Raw genomic sequence first — 16,402 nt, 5'->3', positions numbered from 1 at the left:
TCCTGATGGCTTTTCGGTAGCATAAAGCGACCGGTGCCATTATGCTACCGACAAGCCCAAATCCAGAATCCTCATGGCGAAGACCCTTCGCGGCCAGCAAGAGCGCCTGAAAGCAATCGAAATCCTGCTTCTGTGGGAGGGGCAAGTCTCCCGCCCTCGCCTAAGCGAAATCTTCGACGTCCACGGTTCGATCCTGAGCCGTGACATGGCCAGCTACGCCGAACAGGCCCCCGACAACTGTCAGTACGACACCGGCGTCCGAGGTTACGTACTCACCCTCTATGCGCGCCCACAACTCACGGAAGGTCACTTTCGGGAGTACGAGGGCTTGGTGGGAACTCTTCCGCGTAACGGCCTGCGCGCCGGAGTCGATCTGGTCTCTACCGAACAGCACGCGACGCCTGTTCAATTTCGGCCGTTCTCTCGGATCCATGCCGCGATCCGAGAGGGCAAGCAGATCTGCATCGAGTATCGATCGCTCACGAACCCGACAGCCCACGAGCGCATCATTCGGCCTCATGCTTTCATCCAAGCCGGCCCACGCTGGCATGTGCGCGCGTACTGTGCGCGTGCCGGCGCATTCCGCGACTTCAACCTCGGCCGGATTGCCCGAGTCGACGACTCTGGTAACTCAGTCCTGCCGGGACCGGAAGCCGATCAAGCATGGAACACCCAGGTCACACTGAGGCTAGTCCCCCATCCGGATCTGAGCGCCGCCCAAGCCAAACTGATTCGTGATGAGTACATGGGCGGAACCACCGCCTTGGTTTTCGACGCGCGACAGGCGGTAGCCAAATACATCATTCGCATCTATGGCGCCGCCATCGATCTCAAGATCGAGCGCCCGCCCCAATTCTTGCTGGCTATTCGCAATCCGAACAAGTTTCCTCAAGGGACGTTCATTTAGCCATACGCTCTGGGCGACTTGGGCATTCGACGCGCTTAACCAGAATGCGGCACGACGGCTGTTATCGGCTGGCAGCGGACATGTCCTACCCACGATAAGGCGAAGTTATCGCGGGCGCCTGCTTTCATTTGTGTATCTCACATGCCATGTGCAGCGCCGCTTCACGCTGGGTTGCCGCCTGCAGCGCCTGCTGAGCCGCCAGCAATGCTGTGGGAAGACCGTCCACCGATGCCAACTTCGGCACCGTGAACGTTAACGTCCATCGGAACAGCTAGCCAGCCAGACTTGGCGGTACTACTTAAGGGTGAATCGCCGGCACAGTAACGGTTGTTATGGTGGGCTAGTCGATGATTCTCGTCACTGAGATACTTGTGAGCAGGAGTTTTTTTGCTTGTTCGCCGTCAGAATTTAACTACGTCCAAGCAACTGACGAAGGGCTCAAAGCGTTTTTCAAAACGTCACCGTGGCGTGTTCTGCCTGAGCTGGAATTTCCTTTCGTCACTCATAAGTCACGAAATGTCTATTCTCGATTGCAACGGCTAGGGGTCACGATGGGGGCGCTTAATGAACGGCATGAAGTACCGTAACGGCTTCGGTCTCCCGCGCGAGCTAGTACCGCTTGACGGGTGGTTCCGATTTGTATTCATGATTGTGTGGTGGTTTCTGTTGGCGTTAAGTCTAATCGGGGCGATCTCGGGTGCCTGGAAGGATTTCCGCCCTGGCCACGCGACTACCTCGCCAACGCAACTTGTCGGCATCATGGTCGGCGACGCGCAATGGCCAACGGTCCGCCTTATCCTTGGCGACGAGGCAATCCGTTCGGGACTGCACCCAGGCGACCGGCTGGTCGCGATCGATGGAAAGCCCGTCGGCGCAGACCGGCAAACAATCGATGCACAGTTGGCAGGACCTATAAGCGGCAGTGTCATGATCGACGCGCGCTCACGTTTGGGCCAGCTATCACGCCACCGGCTGACAAGAGATCCCCTCCATAGGCAGCAGGCTCTGGAAGCTATGGGCCTGAACCAGACGCTCAACGTCCTTCTGACTAGCGGTGTTGATTTCCTGCGCATCGCATTGACGATAACGTGTGCTGCGTGGCTCATGAGCCGACGATCGCGAGATCGCCTTGCTCCTTGGGCTTCAATGATGATGTTGAGCATGGTGCTCGCTACCAGTGACACCAGTTCCTGGTATCAAAGCGTGCCAGGGTTTTGGACCGAAATTCATCTACAAGCCAATGTTCCGGCTTTCGTACTGCTTGTCGGAGTGCTGGCCCTGTTTCCTGAAGGGTGCTTCAAGCCTCGTTGGACTTGGGCCGTTGTGATAGGCACTGCCATCGTAGTTCCCGCAATGAATTACTCGCACATCGGTCTATCTCCCGAAGTCGAAAATGTCATCATTCTGCTGCTTATGGCGTTGGCCGTCGTGCTGATAGTCATCCGTCATCGTTCGATGCCTCCCGGCACCGGTCGACAGCAAATTCGTTGGGCTCTCCTTGGCTTCTTTTGGTCGCTGGTCTGTATCGTTGCGTTGGTAATAGTCGAAATAGCTTCCGATAATGCCTCAACGTTTTCCGCGGCCATCTGGACTACCATTCTTCAGCACCTGGTCATCGCCTTGCTTAACGCGCTGCTGATGATCGCGATCACGATCTCACTGCTGCGTTACAGGTTGTATGACGCGGACGAAACGATCAGCCGCTCCATCACCTTTGGCATAGTTACTCTCGCGCTGCTCTTGATATTCGCTGGCGCGGAAAAGGCCATTGAAATTCTGGGGGAGGAATATTTCGGAGAGCGCTTAGGCGCCATTGCCAGTGGCACGGGCGCGGCTATTGCGGCGGTGATGATCGGACCGCTGCATCATCGCGTGACACTATGGGCTGAGCATCGCTTTCGTAGCCAACTCGGCCATCTCCGTCTCGGCCTGCCGTTGCTTGTCGCGGATATGCGCGAAACTGCGACACCCCGGACGCTTGCGAATACCGCTCTCGCTCGCATCGAAAAGGGAGTGCACGCCGATCACGGCGCAGTAGTCATAGAGAATGATGTGTTGAGTGCCCACGGCATCGCCGACAAAACTGTGCGCGCATGGCTAGCGAAGGATTTGGCACCGACCAGTAATTTCCGCCGTCTCTATTGTGACCGCACCGATCCGTTTTTCCCGATGCGCGTGCCGTTATACGCCGACGGCGTCGGTCTGCTCGGCTGGTTGCTGCTGGGCCCACGTCCAGATGGCAGCTTCTTCAGCAAGGAAGAACGCGAGGCGTTGCTTGCCATTGCAGATCCGATTGCGCGCGCGTTGGCTATCGCGTTCCAGCGAGAAAAAGCCGATGGCGAATGGATTAGGGAGGTTGGTGCACTGCGCGGCATGATCGATCGCCTAAACAACAGGCTGAACAGGCACTTTGGTCCCGATACGGATGAATTAACGCACAATCGCAGCGTGACATGACCGCGGTTACCTAGCGGAGGGGTCTTTTAACTCGCTGAGCCGCAGATCGTCGTGCCGACGTCGATCAGGATTTCCAGCTTGTCGTGCATACCCGGCCAGCGAACCCTGCGCGCCACCGGCGCCGCCGGTCATGCCATAGACCTCATCGCCCACCCGAAAGGCCGTGACACCCGGACCCGCCACCGTGACGACGCCGGCTAGATCGATGCCCAGGATGGCCGGTAGCGGATGACGCGCATGATCGGCATCCTCGCAGTCATCATCAGGCACTGAGGGTGCGCAATTCGCCGCGCAGCAGACCCATCAGTGTGCGCACCAGCAGCCCGGCGATGACTACCGTTGCCAGCGCCAGCAACGCAAGCGCGAGCGCATCGGCGATGGGTCCGGAGATAGCCTCGGCATAGTGCAAGGCCGCAATAGACGCTGACGCCAGTGGAAAGCTGACCGACCACCACGCCAACTTGAATGGGCAGCACCTCCCAAGGTGCCGAAGCCTGCCCAACAGGACGGCGAGAACAAACAACGACAGCAGGTAAAGCGCCTGGGCGAAAATATCGGTCGCTCCGGTCGTCACCGTATAGGTCGAAAACCCCACGGAGAAAGGCACCACCAGAATGAGCAGCGTAGCTTGCAAGGCATCGGGCAGCGGCGCATCGAACAGCAAGCGGGAAAAGATCATCGTGAATAGCGGAATCGCGAAAAACAGTCCGACCGCCAGATCCAGCACCATCAACTGGTGCACGCTGGCATAGATGACGGTTGGCAAACCCAGCGAGGGGACGGCCAGAGGCACATCCAGCAGCCCGACCAAAGGGACGATCCAGGTAGGTGTGGCGTGCGCGGCTTGTTGCCGATCACTCATCCAGCGGCTGATCATGAGCCAACCAAAAGCATTCATGGTGATGGCGCCAATGGCCCAAAGCACGCGTGCCAGGAAAACATTGACCGGGGCGATGATGATGGGCAACAGCAAGATGCTGATCAGTAAGGTGCCGAACAGACTGCCTGCGATCGGGTGGTGAAATTCGTCACGCACGGCGTCCGGTGCTGTCGCCAGCTTCACGGCATAGCCGAGTGAAATGGCAACAAACGCCGCGATGGCCACGACGCCGATCCCATCGGCGATCCATGCCGGCGCACCGAAATGGGCGTGTGCCAAACGCCACGCAATACTCAATCCGGTCAGTCCCATCACCGAGCCGAACAGGCCGATGGGAAGCTTGTCCAGCTGGCGCCAGCGCGCCGGCGACTCGATCACGACACTGTTCATGCGATGGCCCTCTGAAGAAGTTCTTGCTCCGGCTCCAGTCGGATCGCCGGCGATTCGGGCACGCCGGCTTGCTGACCTATCTGTTTAATAGCCCGCGCAGTCGCACAAGAAATCATTCCAAAGTAGTAGGCGTGCCGGGAGGTCAGGATATGTCGACGAGCGGCGGGGAGCGGTGGCCCTCCATGAGGCGTGGCGTTGATGGTCCATCAAGCTCGCCCGGCGGCGACAAGGGCATTTGCTTGTCGGCCTGACCATAGAGAAGCAAGTGCATACCCCTTGCTACCAGCGAAGTGGCGGAACTTTCTTCGCTTTCATCCAGGCTGCCCCGGATGAGCGATGACCTTGTCCATGGCATCAATGAGACGATCTCGCTAGTTTTTTAGACAATTAAGCATTAAAAATCTCGTCGCACCGAGCGAGACTATGTCGACCGAAGGCGCCACATCGCAGCCTCCGCTTACTCATAGAGGATCACTTTCATGTTGAACTGGTCTGAATACCGCCAAAAATTGATGGGGCGCATTGGTGAGTTCGGCATGCTCAGCCCGGACACCCTGTCGGGTTACCAGACGCTTTCCAAAGCGGGTCACAAAACGGATCTGCTGGGCGCCAAAACGCGAGAGCTCATCGCGCTGGCAGTGTCTGTCACCACTCGTTGCGACGGTTGTATCACCGTACACACCGCCGAAGCGCTGAAGCATGGCGCAAGCAAGGAAGAGATTGCCGAGGCCCTGGGCGTGGCCGTTGCCCTCAATGCCGGCGCAGCCATGGTTTATTCCGCTCGTGCTCTCGATGCGCTCGATGCGCATGGCACGAAGTGATCATGACCGTCACCCAAAGCGACTTGTCCCTGGAGGACATGTGAAAAACAGATTTTCAAATGCACTGGATGCCTTCTCACGCACCGATAGAGTGGGTGTCACGCTGATGCGGCTGGCGATTGCCATCGTTTTCTTTTGGATAGGCGCCCTGAAGTTTGTGCCTTATGAGGCGGACAGCATCACTCCCTTCGTGGCGAACAGCCCCGTCATGTCGTTCTTCTATGCACACCCTGATGAATATAAAGGTCACTTGACACATGAGGGTCAGCTGATCCCGGCCCAGCGAACGTGGCAGGAAGCCAACCACACCTACACCTTCTCACGGGGCCTGGGTGTCGTCGAATGGTTGATCGGGTTGCTCGTTCTGGCGTACCCCCTCTCGAAACGGCTGGGTCTGGCGGGTGCGTTTCTGTCGTTCATGACGACGTTGGTTACGCTTTCATTCTTGTTCACGACGCCAGAAGCGTGGGTGCCTGCACTAGGTGACGCACAGCATGGATTTCCCTATCTCTCGGGTGCGGGAAGGCTGGTCATCAAGGACACGATGATGCTCGCTGGCGCGTGGATTATCGGCGTCGATGCAGCGAAGGGAATCCTTGCCGACAGGCGCAGCAAGGCCAAAAGCATGATTGCAACCATGCCGGCGCCAGGTGCCAGACAAGTTTCCTGACAGTGTTCAACCAGCGATGACCTCGAAAGTCATCGCTGGTTGGCAGTGAGTGGAACATGGCCTGTACGTGCTCGCCTCCAGCAACGTTACACGTCGGTGCTATCACAGCTGGATTCCCGGGGTGATTGCGAATTCGTCGCTGGTATCCGTGTTGTGCAGACAGATACTTCGGGAATATCCCGACACGAGCAGTTGTCATCGCTCGCAAAAAAACACCGCATCTTTCATACAACGGGCCCCATCGTGCGGAACATGAAGACTGGACTGTTACCAACGTTGCTTACTCAGTTCGGTAGCGTGATTTTCATCAGCGCGATAGCGCTTGCGGTTCAGCTGTCAGGTTTCGGTCTGCTGATGTTTCCGGAACTTGGTGCGCTGTCAGACGACATCATCAAGCGCCCCTACGGGAAATGGGCAAGCGCACCGTGCATGCTGGTACTGACGCCATTGATTACCGCGATCGCGGGCGTATGGATGGCCAATCACATGGCTTTCGGCGTCTGTTCCGTGCTGTTGATCATCTTTGTCTCGATGGGTGTGATCAAGCTTATTCGGTCACCTATTGCACCCGCAATTTCAGCAGGGCTACTGCCACTGGTGCTGGGCTTGCACAGTTGGTGGTATCCAGCGGCGATCACTGCCGGCACCGTCGCGTTGGCGATTGTCAGCATGGTCCACCAGCAGCTTCACCCTGCCCGTTCGCCACCATCGTTGCGTGACATGATCGACAACACCATGGAGAAAGCACCCACAAACCTGCTGTGGTTGCTGCCTTTCCTGTTGTTCGTGATCGGCATCACGCTAGTGGCACAGCTACCCGGCTGGCGCTTCCTGCTGTTTCCGCCGCTGGTCGTGATCGGCTTCGAAATGTTCGCCCATCCGTTGGTCTGTCCTTGGGCCATACGTCCCTGGCGCATGCCATTGGCGTGCACGTTCTGTGCATTCATCGGCGTCAGCGTTGTCATCCTGCTTGGTCCAGGTATCGGCGCCGCGAGCATCAGCATGATCGCTGGCATTCTCATCATGCGCGTCATCGACCTGCACGCACCACCCGTGCTGGCGATCGGCTTGCTGCCGATGATCATGTTGAATCCCACCTATTCGTTTGTTCCACTCGTGTTGACCAGCACGGTGGCATTAACTGCGTCGTTCAGCTTATGGCAGGCTATTTGCCTGCACAGGATGCGCGCGCGTTGACACTCAGCAGTGAGGCGCTTGCAGCCTCTTGGGGATTTGCCACCCTGACACGGCAGCTTGCTCGAAAGCTTACGCCGCACTTTGGACGGATTCTGTGGAGTCCGATAGCCGTCGTTGCCATCCTGGACACAACGCCCCGTCCGATCTGTTTTGCTGGCAGGAAGCCCGGGAAGTCCAAGAGCTTCGAGATCGTTGCTCCCGGCCGGGACCGAAAAAATAAATCTCTCGATCCAGGGCGCACCGATCATGTGCGTCTACCTATTCGGGGGGATTCCATGACCGCATCGTACGGATAGCGTTGTCCTGGACCCCTGCTCTCTCTCAGTGCCGCGCCAGGACTCAAGCCATGACTTCACGCATTGCCCGGAACTCGATTTTCCCTGCTCTACTTGCAATTACGACGATCGGCGCAGCCGCTTCAACGACTCCGCCCAAGCCTGAAGACACGGGCGCCGCAGCGCAGTATCGGCAACTCAACGCCACCGCGGATCCCGGCGCTGCCCCGGCCGGAACGTACAAGCTCGACCCACACCACACCTCGGTGATTGCCAAGCTGGCCCATATGGACTTGTCGCGCTACACACTGCGTTTTGATGATGTCAGCGGAAGCTTTGATTTCAATCCTTCCAGTGCATCGGCCTCGAACGTGAAAATCACCATTGATCCGAAGTCGGTTGATACGGGCGACCAGGCTTTCGACAAGCGGATTGCGTCGAAATTCTTCGAGGCCGAAAAATATCCGACCATGAATTTCACCGCGGATTCGGTGAAAATCATGAACGGCCATGCGTCCGTCGCCGGCATTCTAAATTTTCACGGCGTCAAAAAGACAGTTGTGCTGCACACGACTTACCGTGGATTCGCTCAGTCGCGCATGGGTTTCTCAGGTGAGGCCACCTTCAAGCGATCCGACTTCGGGGTGAGCGAATGGGTGCCTCTGGAAGCGGACGACGTGACGATTCTTGTCGAGACCGAGTTTACAAGGCCATGACCTGCTTCAAGCTGCGCGTGTCAAACGTAGCGAAGTGTCGTTTCGCGATGCTGTTTTCACTGCTGCCGATGCTTTCATACGCCCATTCCGATTTACCCATCCGTGCTGGCTTCTACTCTTCGGGGAGTTGCAAGGATCCGGCGAATGCCGCGCTGTTGCATTTCGACGGAAAGAAGCTGACCGGCGCTCATTCGGCTGCCTGCCACGACGAAATGGTGAAACTCGGTCTGCACGTTTTTCGTGTTGTGGAGACGTGTCCGGCAGAGCGTCTCGCCAATGCAGGACCCGTTAACGCCATCTCGATATTACAGAACTTGACCGTTCAATCTGTAACGTCATTCGCTCTGGTGGATGCTGGCCGTCCCAATGCTCCAGTGCGCTACCGCTTCTGCGGAACAACGCTTGATAGGCATGGTTCGAATTGAAGTCTGGATCATCGAGTCATCCGGCAGCTGTTGGGCAAGGCGCGGTTGGTCGCCTGCCACCTGCAGCCGCCGCGCCATTTCCGCCTGCTGCCGAGGTCGAGCAACGTGCGCGCTGACAGCCTGATTTTGAACCACTGTGTCTCACCGAGGCGCCACGGCAGTGCGGCTGGCGCGCCGGTAAGTGGCTGGGGGCATGCCTGTATGCCTGGCGAAGACCTTGCCGAAAGCCGCCTCGGATTGATATCCCACCCGTTCGGCGATGTTGCCGATGGCGAGTTTTCCATTCGACAACAAGCCACTTGCCGTACGCATACGCAGCGCGGTCAGCAATTCTCGGGGCGACGTGTTGCCCTTCGCGGCGAAATGCCGGGCGAAGCTGGCCCGCGACATCGCCGCGCGCGCGGCCAGCGACTCGACCGTCCAGGGCTCCTCCGGGTGGCGCAGCATTGCCAGCACGGCATTGCTCAGTCGGCTGTCGGCCAGCAGCAAAAGCAAGGAAGGCGGTATGTCGGTGCGTGCGAGATAAGCACGCACGGCCAATACGAACAAGGCTTGGCTGAGCCCGGTGACTACCGCATGGACACCCGGCGCCATCGCAGCAATTTCGGTGCGCAACATGCCGATGACCCCGCGCAGTGCATCCATATCGCGATGCTCCGCCAGCGATACGTGCAGCACCTCGGGCAAAGCGGCCATGACGATGTCGGCAGAGCCCGTCGCATAGGTGAATCGCCCACACAGCAGATCCAGCTCCGCGACACCGTCAGTATTCGTGCGAACCGGCAACGGCCCACTTGCGTTCACCTTCATCGGCGAGGCTCGCCCGCTGCCGTTCTTGGCATCGCGCAACGCATGCGCACTGCCGTGTGGCAGCAGCAGCAGGTCGCCCTCTCGCAGCATAACCACGGAACCACCAGGTACCTGCACGCGGGCTTGTCCGCCGAGCACGAGGTGATAGGGCGCTTCGCCAGTCGCAGAAGGCTCATGACCGATCTCGAAGCGCCCGGCCAACAAGCAACGCAGGTCAAGCGCCCCCTGGACATCGGCCAGCTGCAGCAAACGGCTCAGGGCATCCATGAGACGAACTCGCTAAAAATTGAGATTCATAAGTATTCGCCGGATCAACCTTTGGCGCAACACTGCCTGCGTCGCGCTGGTGGAACCACGGAAAGAGGTATTTCCCATGATGAATTGGCTGCAATACCGAAAAGAACGGGTGGGCCGCATCGGCGAGCTCGGCAAGCTCAGCCCCGACACCATCAGCGGCTATCAGACGCTGTCCAAGGCCAGCTCCAAGACCAGCCAGCTCGATGCAAAGACACGCGAACTGATCGCACTGGCCGTGTCGGTGACCACGCGCTGCGACGGTTGTATCACCGTGCACGCGGGTGAAGCTCTGAAGCACGGCGCCACGCGCGAAGAAGTGGCCGAAGCACTCGGCGTGGCCGTGGCACTGAACGCCGGTGCGGCCATGGTGTATTCGGCACGTGTGATGGATGCGATGAATCAACACGCCGAAGCGGCGTAAACCGACGACTGCGCCGGCGTCGAAAGCGCAGTCCTCCATTGAGGAACAGTCATGAGCGATCTCACAACAACAGGCACACATGCAATGGACGCCACACGGCGCAAAGTGATTGGAGCTTCCCTGATGGCCACTGCTGCCGTCCTGGTCGCTCCGTTGGCACAGTCCACCGGCAAGCAACCAGCGACTTCAGAAGAACGGACTGACGCTGCAGACCAGGTGCGTTTTCACAAGGTCAGCGTCGACGATTTCGACGTGTTCTATCGCGAGGCTGGGCTGGCCAACGCGCCGGTGCTGCTATTGCTGCATGGCTTTCCGACGGCAAGCCACATGTTCCGCGATCTGATGCCGCAGCTGGCTGACAAGTACCGTGTGATTGCGCCGGACCTTCCCGGCTTCGGGCAGACCTTCATGCCGAAGGGCAAGTTCGACTACAGCTTCGACAACCTGGCCAAGGTGATCGACCACTTCACCGACGCGTTGAAGCTCGATCGCTATGCGCTCTACATTTTCGACTACGGCGCACCGGTAGGACTTCGTCTGGCGCGCGCACATCCCGAGCGCGTCACGGCGATCATCACTCAGAACGGCAATGCCTACATGGAAGGTTTCAGTGACGCCTGGGGCACGCTGCAGACCTATTGGGCCGATCCGACGCCCGCTCATCGCGAGGCGTGCCGCGATCTGATCAGCCGCAACACGATCGAGCAATTCCAGTACTTCCACGGTGCGCCCCGCGATCGCGTGTCGCCGGATGGTTACGAGCTGGACATCGCCTATCTGGCAAGAGCAGGCGCGGACGAAATCCAGCTTGACCTGATCTACGACTACCGCAACAACATCGCGGCCTACCCTTCATTCCACGAGTATTTTCGTCAGCATCAGCCACCGCTGCTGGCGGTATGGGGCAAGAATGATCCGGCCTTCATCCCGCCTGGTGCCTTGGCCTACAAGAAAGATATTCCCCATGCCGAAGTGCACCTGCTGGACGCCGGCCACTTCGCGCTCGAGACGCATAGCGCGGAAATCGCCGGTTACATCCGCGATTTCCTGGCACGTGCATTGACCTGACCCACCTTGGAAGACAGCACCATGAGCCATCAGGGCAACATGCAAGCCGTCGTCGTCGAAAACGTCGACGGTCCGTTTGTAGTGAAGGACATTCCTCGCCCCGTCGCCGGTCCTGGCCAGGTGCTGGTGGAAATCCAAGCCAGCGGCGTCAATCCACTCGACCTGAAGATTCGCGCCGGCAAAGCGGCGCACGCCAAACAGCCGCTGCCAGCGGTGCTCGGCATCGATCTGGCAGGCATCGTGGCCGCTGTCGGACCTGGCGTCACCGAGTGGTCGATGGGTGATGAAGTCTTCGGCATGACTGGCGGCGTTGGTGGTGTGCAGGGCTCACTCGCGCAGTACGCCTCAGTGGACGCGTCACTGCTCGCCCGAAAGCCGCCGCAACTGGACATGCGCGAAGCGGCGTCCCTGCCGCTTGCCTTCATCACCGCCTGGGAAGGTCTGGTCGATCGCGCCCATGTAGCCAAGGACATGCGCGTGCTCGTTCACGGAGGCGCTGGCGGCATTGGCTATATGGCCATCCAGATCGCTCGGGCATTCGGTGCGCAGGTGTTTTCCACCGTCTCTGCGTCTGACGCCGAACACGTGCGCGAACGCGGCACGGTTCCAATCGATCGCCACCTGCTTTCTGTCAATGACTATTTGCAGATGCACACCAGTGGCGATGGTTTCGACATGGTCTTCGATACCGTGGGCGGTGAAGTACTGGATGGTTCGTTCAAATCAGTTGCACGCTTCGGCCACGTAGTGAGCGCTCTGGGCTGGGGTACTCACTCGCTGGCACCATTGTCATTCAGCGCCGGCACGTACTCCGGTGTATTCACCTTGCTTCCGTTGCTTACGGGCGTCGGCAAAGCACATCACGGCGAAATCCTCCGCGAGGCGGCCAAACTCTTCGAGACTGGCCAATTGCTTCCGCGCGTGGATCCGGACCATTTCGATCTATCCAGCGTTGAGCAAGCCCATGCGCGCGTCGCTTCATCGCAAGGCGCAGGCAAGGTCGTTGTTGAATTCGTCGCTGAACGCTGAGCAATCCATCGAGAAAAAATCATGCCCTTCATCCATGTTCATATGCTTGCCGGCCGCACCGCCGAACAGAAGTCTGTCTTCATGAAAGAAGTGGCTGCCGTCGCCCAGCGCACGCTACGCGTTCCAGAGCACGCCGTAACCATCATTCTTTATGAAGTGGAGTCCGACCACTGGAGCGTCGGATTGCGGACGATGAAGGACATTCGATCGACTCAGCTGACTGACTAGCATTGCGTAGTGCGCCGCTTGCCATCATCGAGCGGAAGCAAAACCTCAGTGTCAGATGATGCCGCGTCGATGCGCGATCTGCACCGCATGCGTGCGTGAGTCCGCGCTCAATTTCCCGAGAATGCTTTTCATGTGGACTTTGACGGTGGCCTCACTGATGCACAGGCTATCGGCGACCGCCTTGTTCGAATGGCCTTGGGCCACATCGCGCAGCACGGAGATTTCCCGCAAGGTCAAGCGCTCATCGATCGCATGCGTTGCAATCTCGGCCGCGATTTCGCGCGGAATGCTCTTCTTGCCCTGGTGAAGGGTGCGGATGGTGTCGATGAGTTCGCGCCGCATGGAGCCTTTCAACAGGTAGCCGCGTGCACCTGCCTTGAGCGCGCGCAATGCCTGCGCATCGCCCTTGAACGTTGTGAGTACCAGGATGACGGCAGCAGGAAATTCGTCATGGATGGCGCGAATGGCCTCTTCTCCAGACATGCCAGGCATTTCCAGATCCATAAGGGTGACATCGGGCTGGTGCCTTCGATACAGGCGGACGGCCTCCTCGCCGCAGCTTGCAACGGCCACCATCTGCATGTCTGGCTCGGCATCGATCACCGCACTCAAACCCTCGAGCATGATCGGATGATCGTCGACTGCAAGGATGCGGATGACAGAGACTGGTGTATCCATGGGTGCACCCTGATGCTGACTCATGAACGATGGTGAGTGCCGGGATCCTTTGGCAATGTCGCTTGATCGCGCAAATGTTGCGCCTTGTCGATCCCCTTTTCCAGAACCAGCTCGGCCCGGTCCAGCGCCTCGATCAGATCCCGTCGCGTCGGGTGATCCGGCGGCAGGCGCTTGGCGATCGCTTCGAAACGAAGGATCAATCCCTGTGCGGACTGCAGCATGGATTCCTGCAATGCGGTGACTGCCGAATCCCGCGCATCGTCATCGGCCTTGGATCGCGCCAGGCGCTTTGCATGGCCGCGGCGCCAGACCAGTAACGCCGCAAGCATCACCAGCAGGGCAACCACGCAGGCGATCGCCAGCCAGCCGGCTGGACAATTCCAGGAAAAAATCTGCACTGGCCCGCTCCTTCTATGCTGTTTCCTTGATACCGCCCGGCACGATCGGGTGAATCGCCCAAAAGAGGTACGCGCCGTCTTGAAATTGCAGGCTGCACCGTCGCGTATCGGTTCGCCGGGGCTTACGCACCTTTGGCGTAGGTGAAACCGGCACGCTGCAACTGCGGCAGAAATGCCACCACGCTCGGCACCAGCACCGCACCGGGAATGAGGTTGTTGCTCAGATCCGCGGCAATCGCATCGGCATTTTCAGAATTGCCGTTCACCAGACCTCGCGCTATCGCGTGAATGGAATCGTGGCAAGCGATGAACACGACGCCCCGGCGCTGCAAGGTCGTGATATTGCTGTTCTTGAAGCCGTAGAAGCCGTCGACATCTTCTCGATCATCACTTGGCGCGATTCCGGCCTTCTCGACGATCAGACTGTTGTTCTTGAAAACGCCGCCGGTGCGGCTGGCCAGCGCGTACTTGTCCCACATGGCCTGATTGAACAGCGCGAGATGGGCAGAACCGTGGGTTGCGGAGACAGCAAGGAAATCGAGGTTGCGGTGGGCGAAGACCTGCCCGTTCAGTGACTCGCGCATCAGGTTCGGCCACGCGGCGGCGATCTCGCTGTTTTCCCATACCTGCGTCGGATGACCGCGATAGCTGATGATCTCCATGGCCGCTTCGTGATCCCAGAAATCACTGGAATCCACCAGGAACGGCACGCTCTTGAAGCTGCGGCGACGGGGTGCGGCATCGAGCTTGCTCATCAAAGCACGCAAGGTCTGTGCGCCGCCTGGGCGAAGACTGACTGTGGTAGCCGATGCTGGCGCCATTCGTGCAGCTACTACGGCTCCGGCCGCCATGCCGAGCAGACGCAGCGCGCCACGACGACTGAAGTTCTGAGTTGGTTCGGACATGGGCATAGCTCCCGTCAGTCAATACGTGTAGACATTGGCGGCCTGCGCCACGAGGTGATCCATGAAGCCGGTCATCGCATCGATCGTTGTCAGGTCCTTGATGCCATAGCGATCGGCCAGCTTGTCCAGCCGCGGATAGCCGATCCACGTGCGGCCCTTTTCGTCCTCCCAGACCAGCGCGTGCAGCGGCAACTCAAGCCCTATCGCCTGGTTCTGCAACATCAGTTTGGTGCCGACCTTGGGGTTGCCAAAAGAAATGACAGTGGTCGGGCGCAGTTGCTTGCCGACGCGTGTGGCGTTCTCACTGTGGTCGATCACCGAGAACACGGGCACCTTTGCCTTGGTCAAATCCGCCTTGATGCGGGCGACCGTTTCGGCCACACCGAACTTGCTCTCTTGCGCAACGATCTGCTGCTGGTCGATGTTCGGGCCGAGGCTCGCCTGATACGCGGCGGCGATGTCACGGGCAAGCACGGTGAGATCCACGCCTTGCTTGTTGCTCAGCAAAGTCACGCAAACCAGCTCATCGGCCATCGTGAAACGACTCAGGTAAGAGCTGAAACCTGGCGAGTCGCCCTTGATCTCCATGAAACCCGGGTGGTGAGTAAATTCCCAACCGATCATCGCGGAGACCACTTTGCCGTTGTCGAGCTTGGTCGGCAGGTACAGCAGATCGTGATCCTCGCCAGCATGGATCAGCGTCGTGCCGGCCAGACCAATGTCCCATTTGCTGATGTCCTCGGCGGACGACCATAGATCGCCGAACCCGAACAGGTTTTCCGATGCCTCGACAGCGACCGGAGAAAGCGACTCTCCTTTCTCGACGTAACCAGTCGCGGGCTCGACCGGGTTGATGTAAGGCACTTCACTCTTGAACTTCGAATGCTGGTTGTCATTGGGATGCGCATCAGGTCGATCGCTCTTGGCCAGCTTCGCGAAGTCACTGGCGAACATCGTGCTCTGCAAGCCCTCCAGATCGATTTGATACTTCCAGACGAAGTCGTGATAGCTCATGCCACTGGCCTGTTCCACCGCCAGCGCCAGCAGCGTGGCGTCCGTGGCGCTCATCCGGACATCCGTGCCGCTACGGAACTGGAGAGGCTTGTTCGCGACAAGCGCGATCAGCTCCCTGGGGTTGTAACGCCTGGCGTTATCGAGCTGGCTGCGATAGTCCGCAATGCCAGAACTGTGCTGCATCAGTTGCTTGATAGTGATGTGTTGCCAGGCGGGGGGCAGGCCGTCGACATGCTCGCCGATGGCATCGGTGAGGCCCAGCTTGCTCTGCTCCTTCAGCTGCATGATGGCGATGGCAGTGAACGCCTGTGTGATCGGGCCGATGTTCCACATCGTCTTGGTCGAGGCCAGTTCGTCCAAGTCGATGTTGGCCTTTCCGTAACCGGCCGAGCGCGGAATGTAAGGCGCCTGCACGATGGCCATGGTCAGGCCCGGAAGATGATGGGCGGCGATGAAGTTCGCCACCATCTCGTCGACGTATTCGCCTTGCACCTGCAACGCGGGATTGCCTCGCAGAATCGGAAGCTTTGGTACGCGGTTCTGCTGCGCGATTGACGATGAACCGAACAGCGCAAGCGACGTCGCCACAACGATCGTCTTCAAAGATATTTTCTGCACAGATCATTCCTCTATGATTGGGACGCGATAGCCGGTTCGTATGACTGTCGGACTGTGTCCAAGTTATTGACGCGGCATCAAAGCCGCATCTCTCTTCCTGCAGCGAGATCGCTACTCCCTAAGGGCTAACCTGCGCACGCCACGATTTTTTTTTAAACGCAGCTGCTTCAGCGATCTCCATCCGGGATGGACCGCGGA

At 58.8% G+C, this 16,402-nt stretch carries 17 protein-coding genes and 1 pseudogene; 11 read left to right on the top strand and 7 right to left on the bottom strand.

Going from position 1 to position 16,402, the window contains the following annotated elements; translation table 11 throughout:
- Positions 1-73 precede the first annotated feature (73 nt).
- Complete coding sequence (locus B0E51_RS06895) at positions 74-907, top strand: WYL domain-containing protein (protein ID WP_077444154.1); 834 nt, start codon at positions 74-76, stop codon at positions 905-907.
- A 564-nt stretch (positions 908-1,471) separates the two neighbouring features.
- A complete protein-coding gene (locus tag B0E51_RS06890) occupies positions 1,472-3,364 on the top strand; it encodes a hypothetical protein (protein ID WP_077444153.1) in 1,893 nt (630 codons plus the stop codon).
- Positions 3,365-3,499: 135 nt separating this feature from the next.
- On the opposite strand, the pseudogene B0E51_RS19870 reads toward B0E51_RS06890, so the two are convergent.
- Together B0E51_RS19870 and B0E51_RS06880 are read right to left on the bottom strand one after the other, a co-directional pair.
- Positions 3,500-3,586, bottom strand: a pseudogene (locus B0E51_RS19870) (hypothetical protein); the annotation flags it as partial.
- Positions 3,587-3,626: 40 nt separating this feature from the next.
- Positions 3,627-4,634 carry an SLAC1 anion channel family protein gene (locus B0E51_RS06880; RefSeq protein ID WP_077444152.1) on the bottom strand — a complete coding sequence of 336 codons (1,008 nt, stop codon included), beginning with the start codon at positions 4,632-4,634 and terminating at the stop codon, positions 3,627-3,629.
- A gap of 479 nt (positions 4,635-5,113) precedes the next feature.
- Between B0E51_RS06880 and B0E51_RS06875 the strand changes: the two genes are divergently transcribed.
- From B0E51_RS06875 to B0E51_RS19160, 5 genes are all read left to right on the top strand, one after another.
- The gene (locus tag B0E51_RS06875; protein ID WP_077444151.1) at positions 5,114-5,455 is read left to right on the top strand and encodes a carboxymuconolactone decarboxylase family protein; all 342 of its coding nucleotides are present in this window, start codon (positions 5,114-5,116) and stop codon (positions 5,453-5,455) included.
- Positions 5,456-5,495: 40 nt separating this feature from the next.
- Complete coding sequence (gene rclC / locus B0E51_RS06870; RefSeq protein ID WP_256364105.1) at positions 5,496-6,125, top strand: reactive chlorine resistance membrane protein RclC; 630 nt, start codon at positions 5,496-5,498, stop codon at positions 6,123-6,125.
- Between the two features lie 192 nt (positions 6,126-6,317).
- The gene (locus B0E51_RS06865; RefSeq protein ID WP_143525821.1) at positions 6,318-7,322 is read left to right on the top strand and encodes an HPP family protein; all 1,005 of its coding nucleotides are present in this window, start codon (positions 6,318-6,320) and stop codon (positions 7,320-7,322) included.
- 346 nt (positions 7,323-7,668) lie between these two features.
- A complete protein-coding gene (locus B0E51_RS06860; RefSeq protein ID WP_077444149.1) occupies positions 7,669-8,313 on the top strand; it encodes a YceI family protein in 645 nt (214 codons plus the stop codon).
- Complete coding sequence (locus B0E51_RS19160) at positions 8,310-8,738, top strand: hypothetical protein (RefSeq protein WP_143525820.1); 429 nt, start codon at positions 8,310-8,312, stop codon at positions 8,736-8,738. Before B0E51_RS06860 ends, B0E51_RS19160 begins: the two co-directional genes overlap by 4 nt.
- A gap of 141 nt (positions 8,739-8,879) precedes the next feature.
- On the opposite strand, the gene B0E51_RS06855 is transcribed toward B0E51_RS19160, so the two are convergent.
- Positions 8,880-9,815 (bottom strand): AraC family transcriptional regulator, encoded by a 936-nt coding sequence (locus B0E51_RS06855; RefSeq protein ID WP_077444148.1) that lies wholly within the window; start codon positions 9,813-9,815, stop codon positions 8,880-8,882.
- A gap of 106 nt (positions 9,816-9,921) precedes the next feature.
- On the opposite strand from B0E51_RS06855, the gene B0E51_RS06850 reads away from it, so the two are divergent.
- The 4 genes from B0E51_RS06850 to B0E51_RS06835 all read left to right on the top strand — a co-directional run bounded on the left by B0E51_RS06850 (position 9,922) and on the right by B0E51_RS06835 (position 12,591).
- Positions 9,922-10,266, top strand: a complete 345-nt coding sequence (locus B0E51_RS06850) for a carboxymuconolactone decarboxylase family protein (protein WP_077444353.1) — start codon at positions 9,922-9,924, stop codon at positions 10,264-10,266.
- Positions 10,267-10,389: 123 nt separating this feature from the next.
- Positions 10,390-11,334 (top strand): alpha/beta hydrolase, encoded by a 945-nt coding sequence (locus B0E51_RS06845; RefSeq protein WP_254424437.1) that lies wholly within the window; start codon positions 10,390-10,392, stop codon positions 11,332-11,334.
- Positions 11,335-11,355: 21 nt separating this feature from the next.
- Positions 11,356-12,363 (top strand): zinc-dependent alcohol dehydrogenase family protein, encoded by a 1,008-nt coding sequence (locus B0E51_RS06840; protein WP_077444146.1) that lies wholly within the window; start codon positions 11,356-11,358, stop codon positions 12,361-12,363.
- A 3-nt stretch (positions 12,364-12,366) separates the two neighbouring features.
- Positions 12,367-12,591, top strand: coding sequence for a tautomerase family protein (locus B0E51_RS06835; protein WP_305793703.1), 225 nt, complete (start codon positions 12,367-12,369; stop codon positions 12,589-12,591).
- A 51-nt stretch (positions 12,592-12,642) separates the two neighbouring features.
- Here B0E51_RS06835 and B0E51_RS06830 read toward each other — a convergent pair whose 3' ends face one another.
- From B0E51_RS06830 to B0E51_RS06815, 4 genes are all read right to left on the bottom strand, one after another.
- Positions 12,643-13,269, bottom strand: a complete 627-nt coding sequence (locus tag B0E51_RS06830; RefSeq protein ID WP_077444352.1) for a response regulator transcription factor — start codon at positions 13,267-13,269, stop codon at positions 12,643-12,645.
- Between the two features lie 20 nt (positions 13,270-13,289).
- Positions 13,290-13,667 carry a hypothetical protein gene (locus B0E51_RS06825; RefSeq protein WP_077444144.1) on the bottom strand — a complete coding sequence of 126 codons (378 nt, stop codon included), beginning with the start codon at positions 13,665-13,667 and terminating at the stop codon, positions 13,290-13,292.
- A gap of 122 nt (positions 13,668-13,789) precedes the next feature.
- Positions 13,790-14,572, bottom strand: coding sequence for a hypothetical protein (locus tag B0E51_RS06820; RefSeq protein WP_077444143.1), 783 nt, complete (start codon positions 14,570-14,572; stop codon positions 13,790-13,792).
- Between the two features lie 18 nt (positions 14,573-14,590).
- Positions 14,591-16,189: a serine hydrolase gene (locus tag B0E51_RS06815; RefSeq protein WP_217333077.1), complete on the bottom strand. Its 1,599-nt coding sequence runs from the start codon at positions 16,187-16,189 to the stop codon at positions 14,591-14,593.
- Positions 16,190-16,402 lie beyond the last annotated feature (213 nt).

The organism is Rhodanobacter sp. C05 (genome assembly GCF_002001165.1).
In the GTDB taxonomy this organism is placed as follows: Bacteria; Pseudomonadota; Gammaproteobacteria; order Xanthomonadales; family Rhodanobacteraceae; genus Rhodanobacter.
Note: the sequence above shows the minus strand (reverse complement) of the source record. Positions and strands in the feature narration are given on the sequence as shown.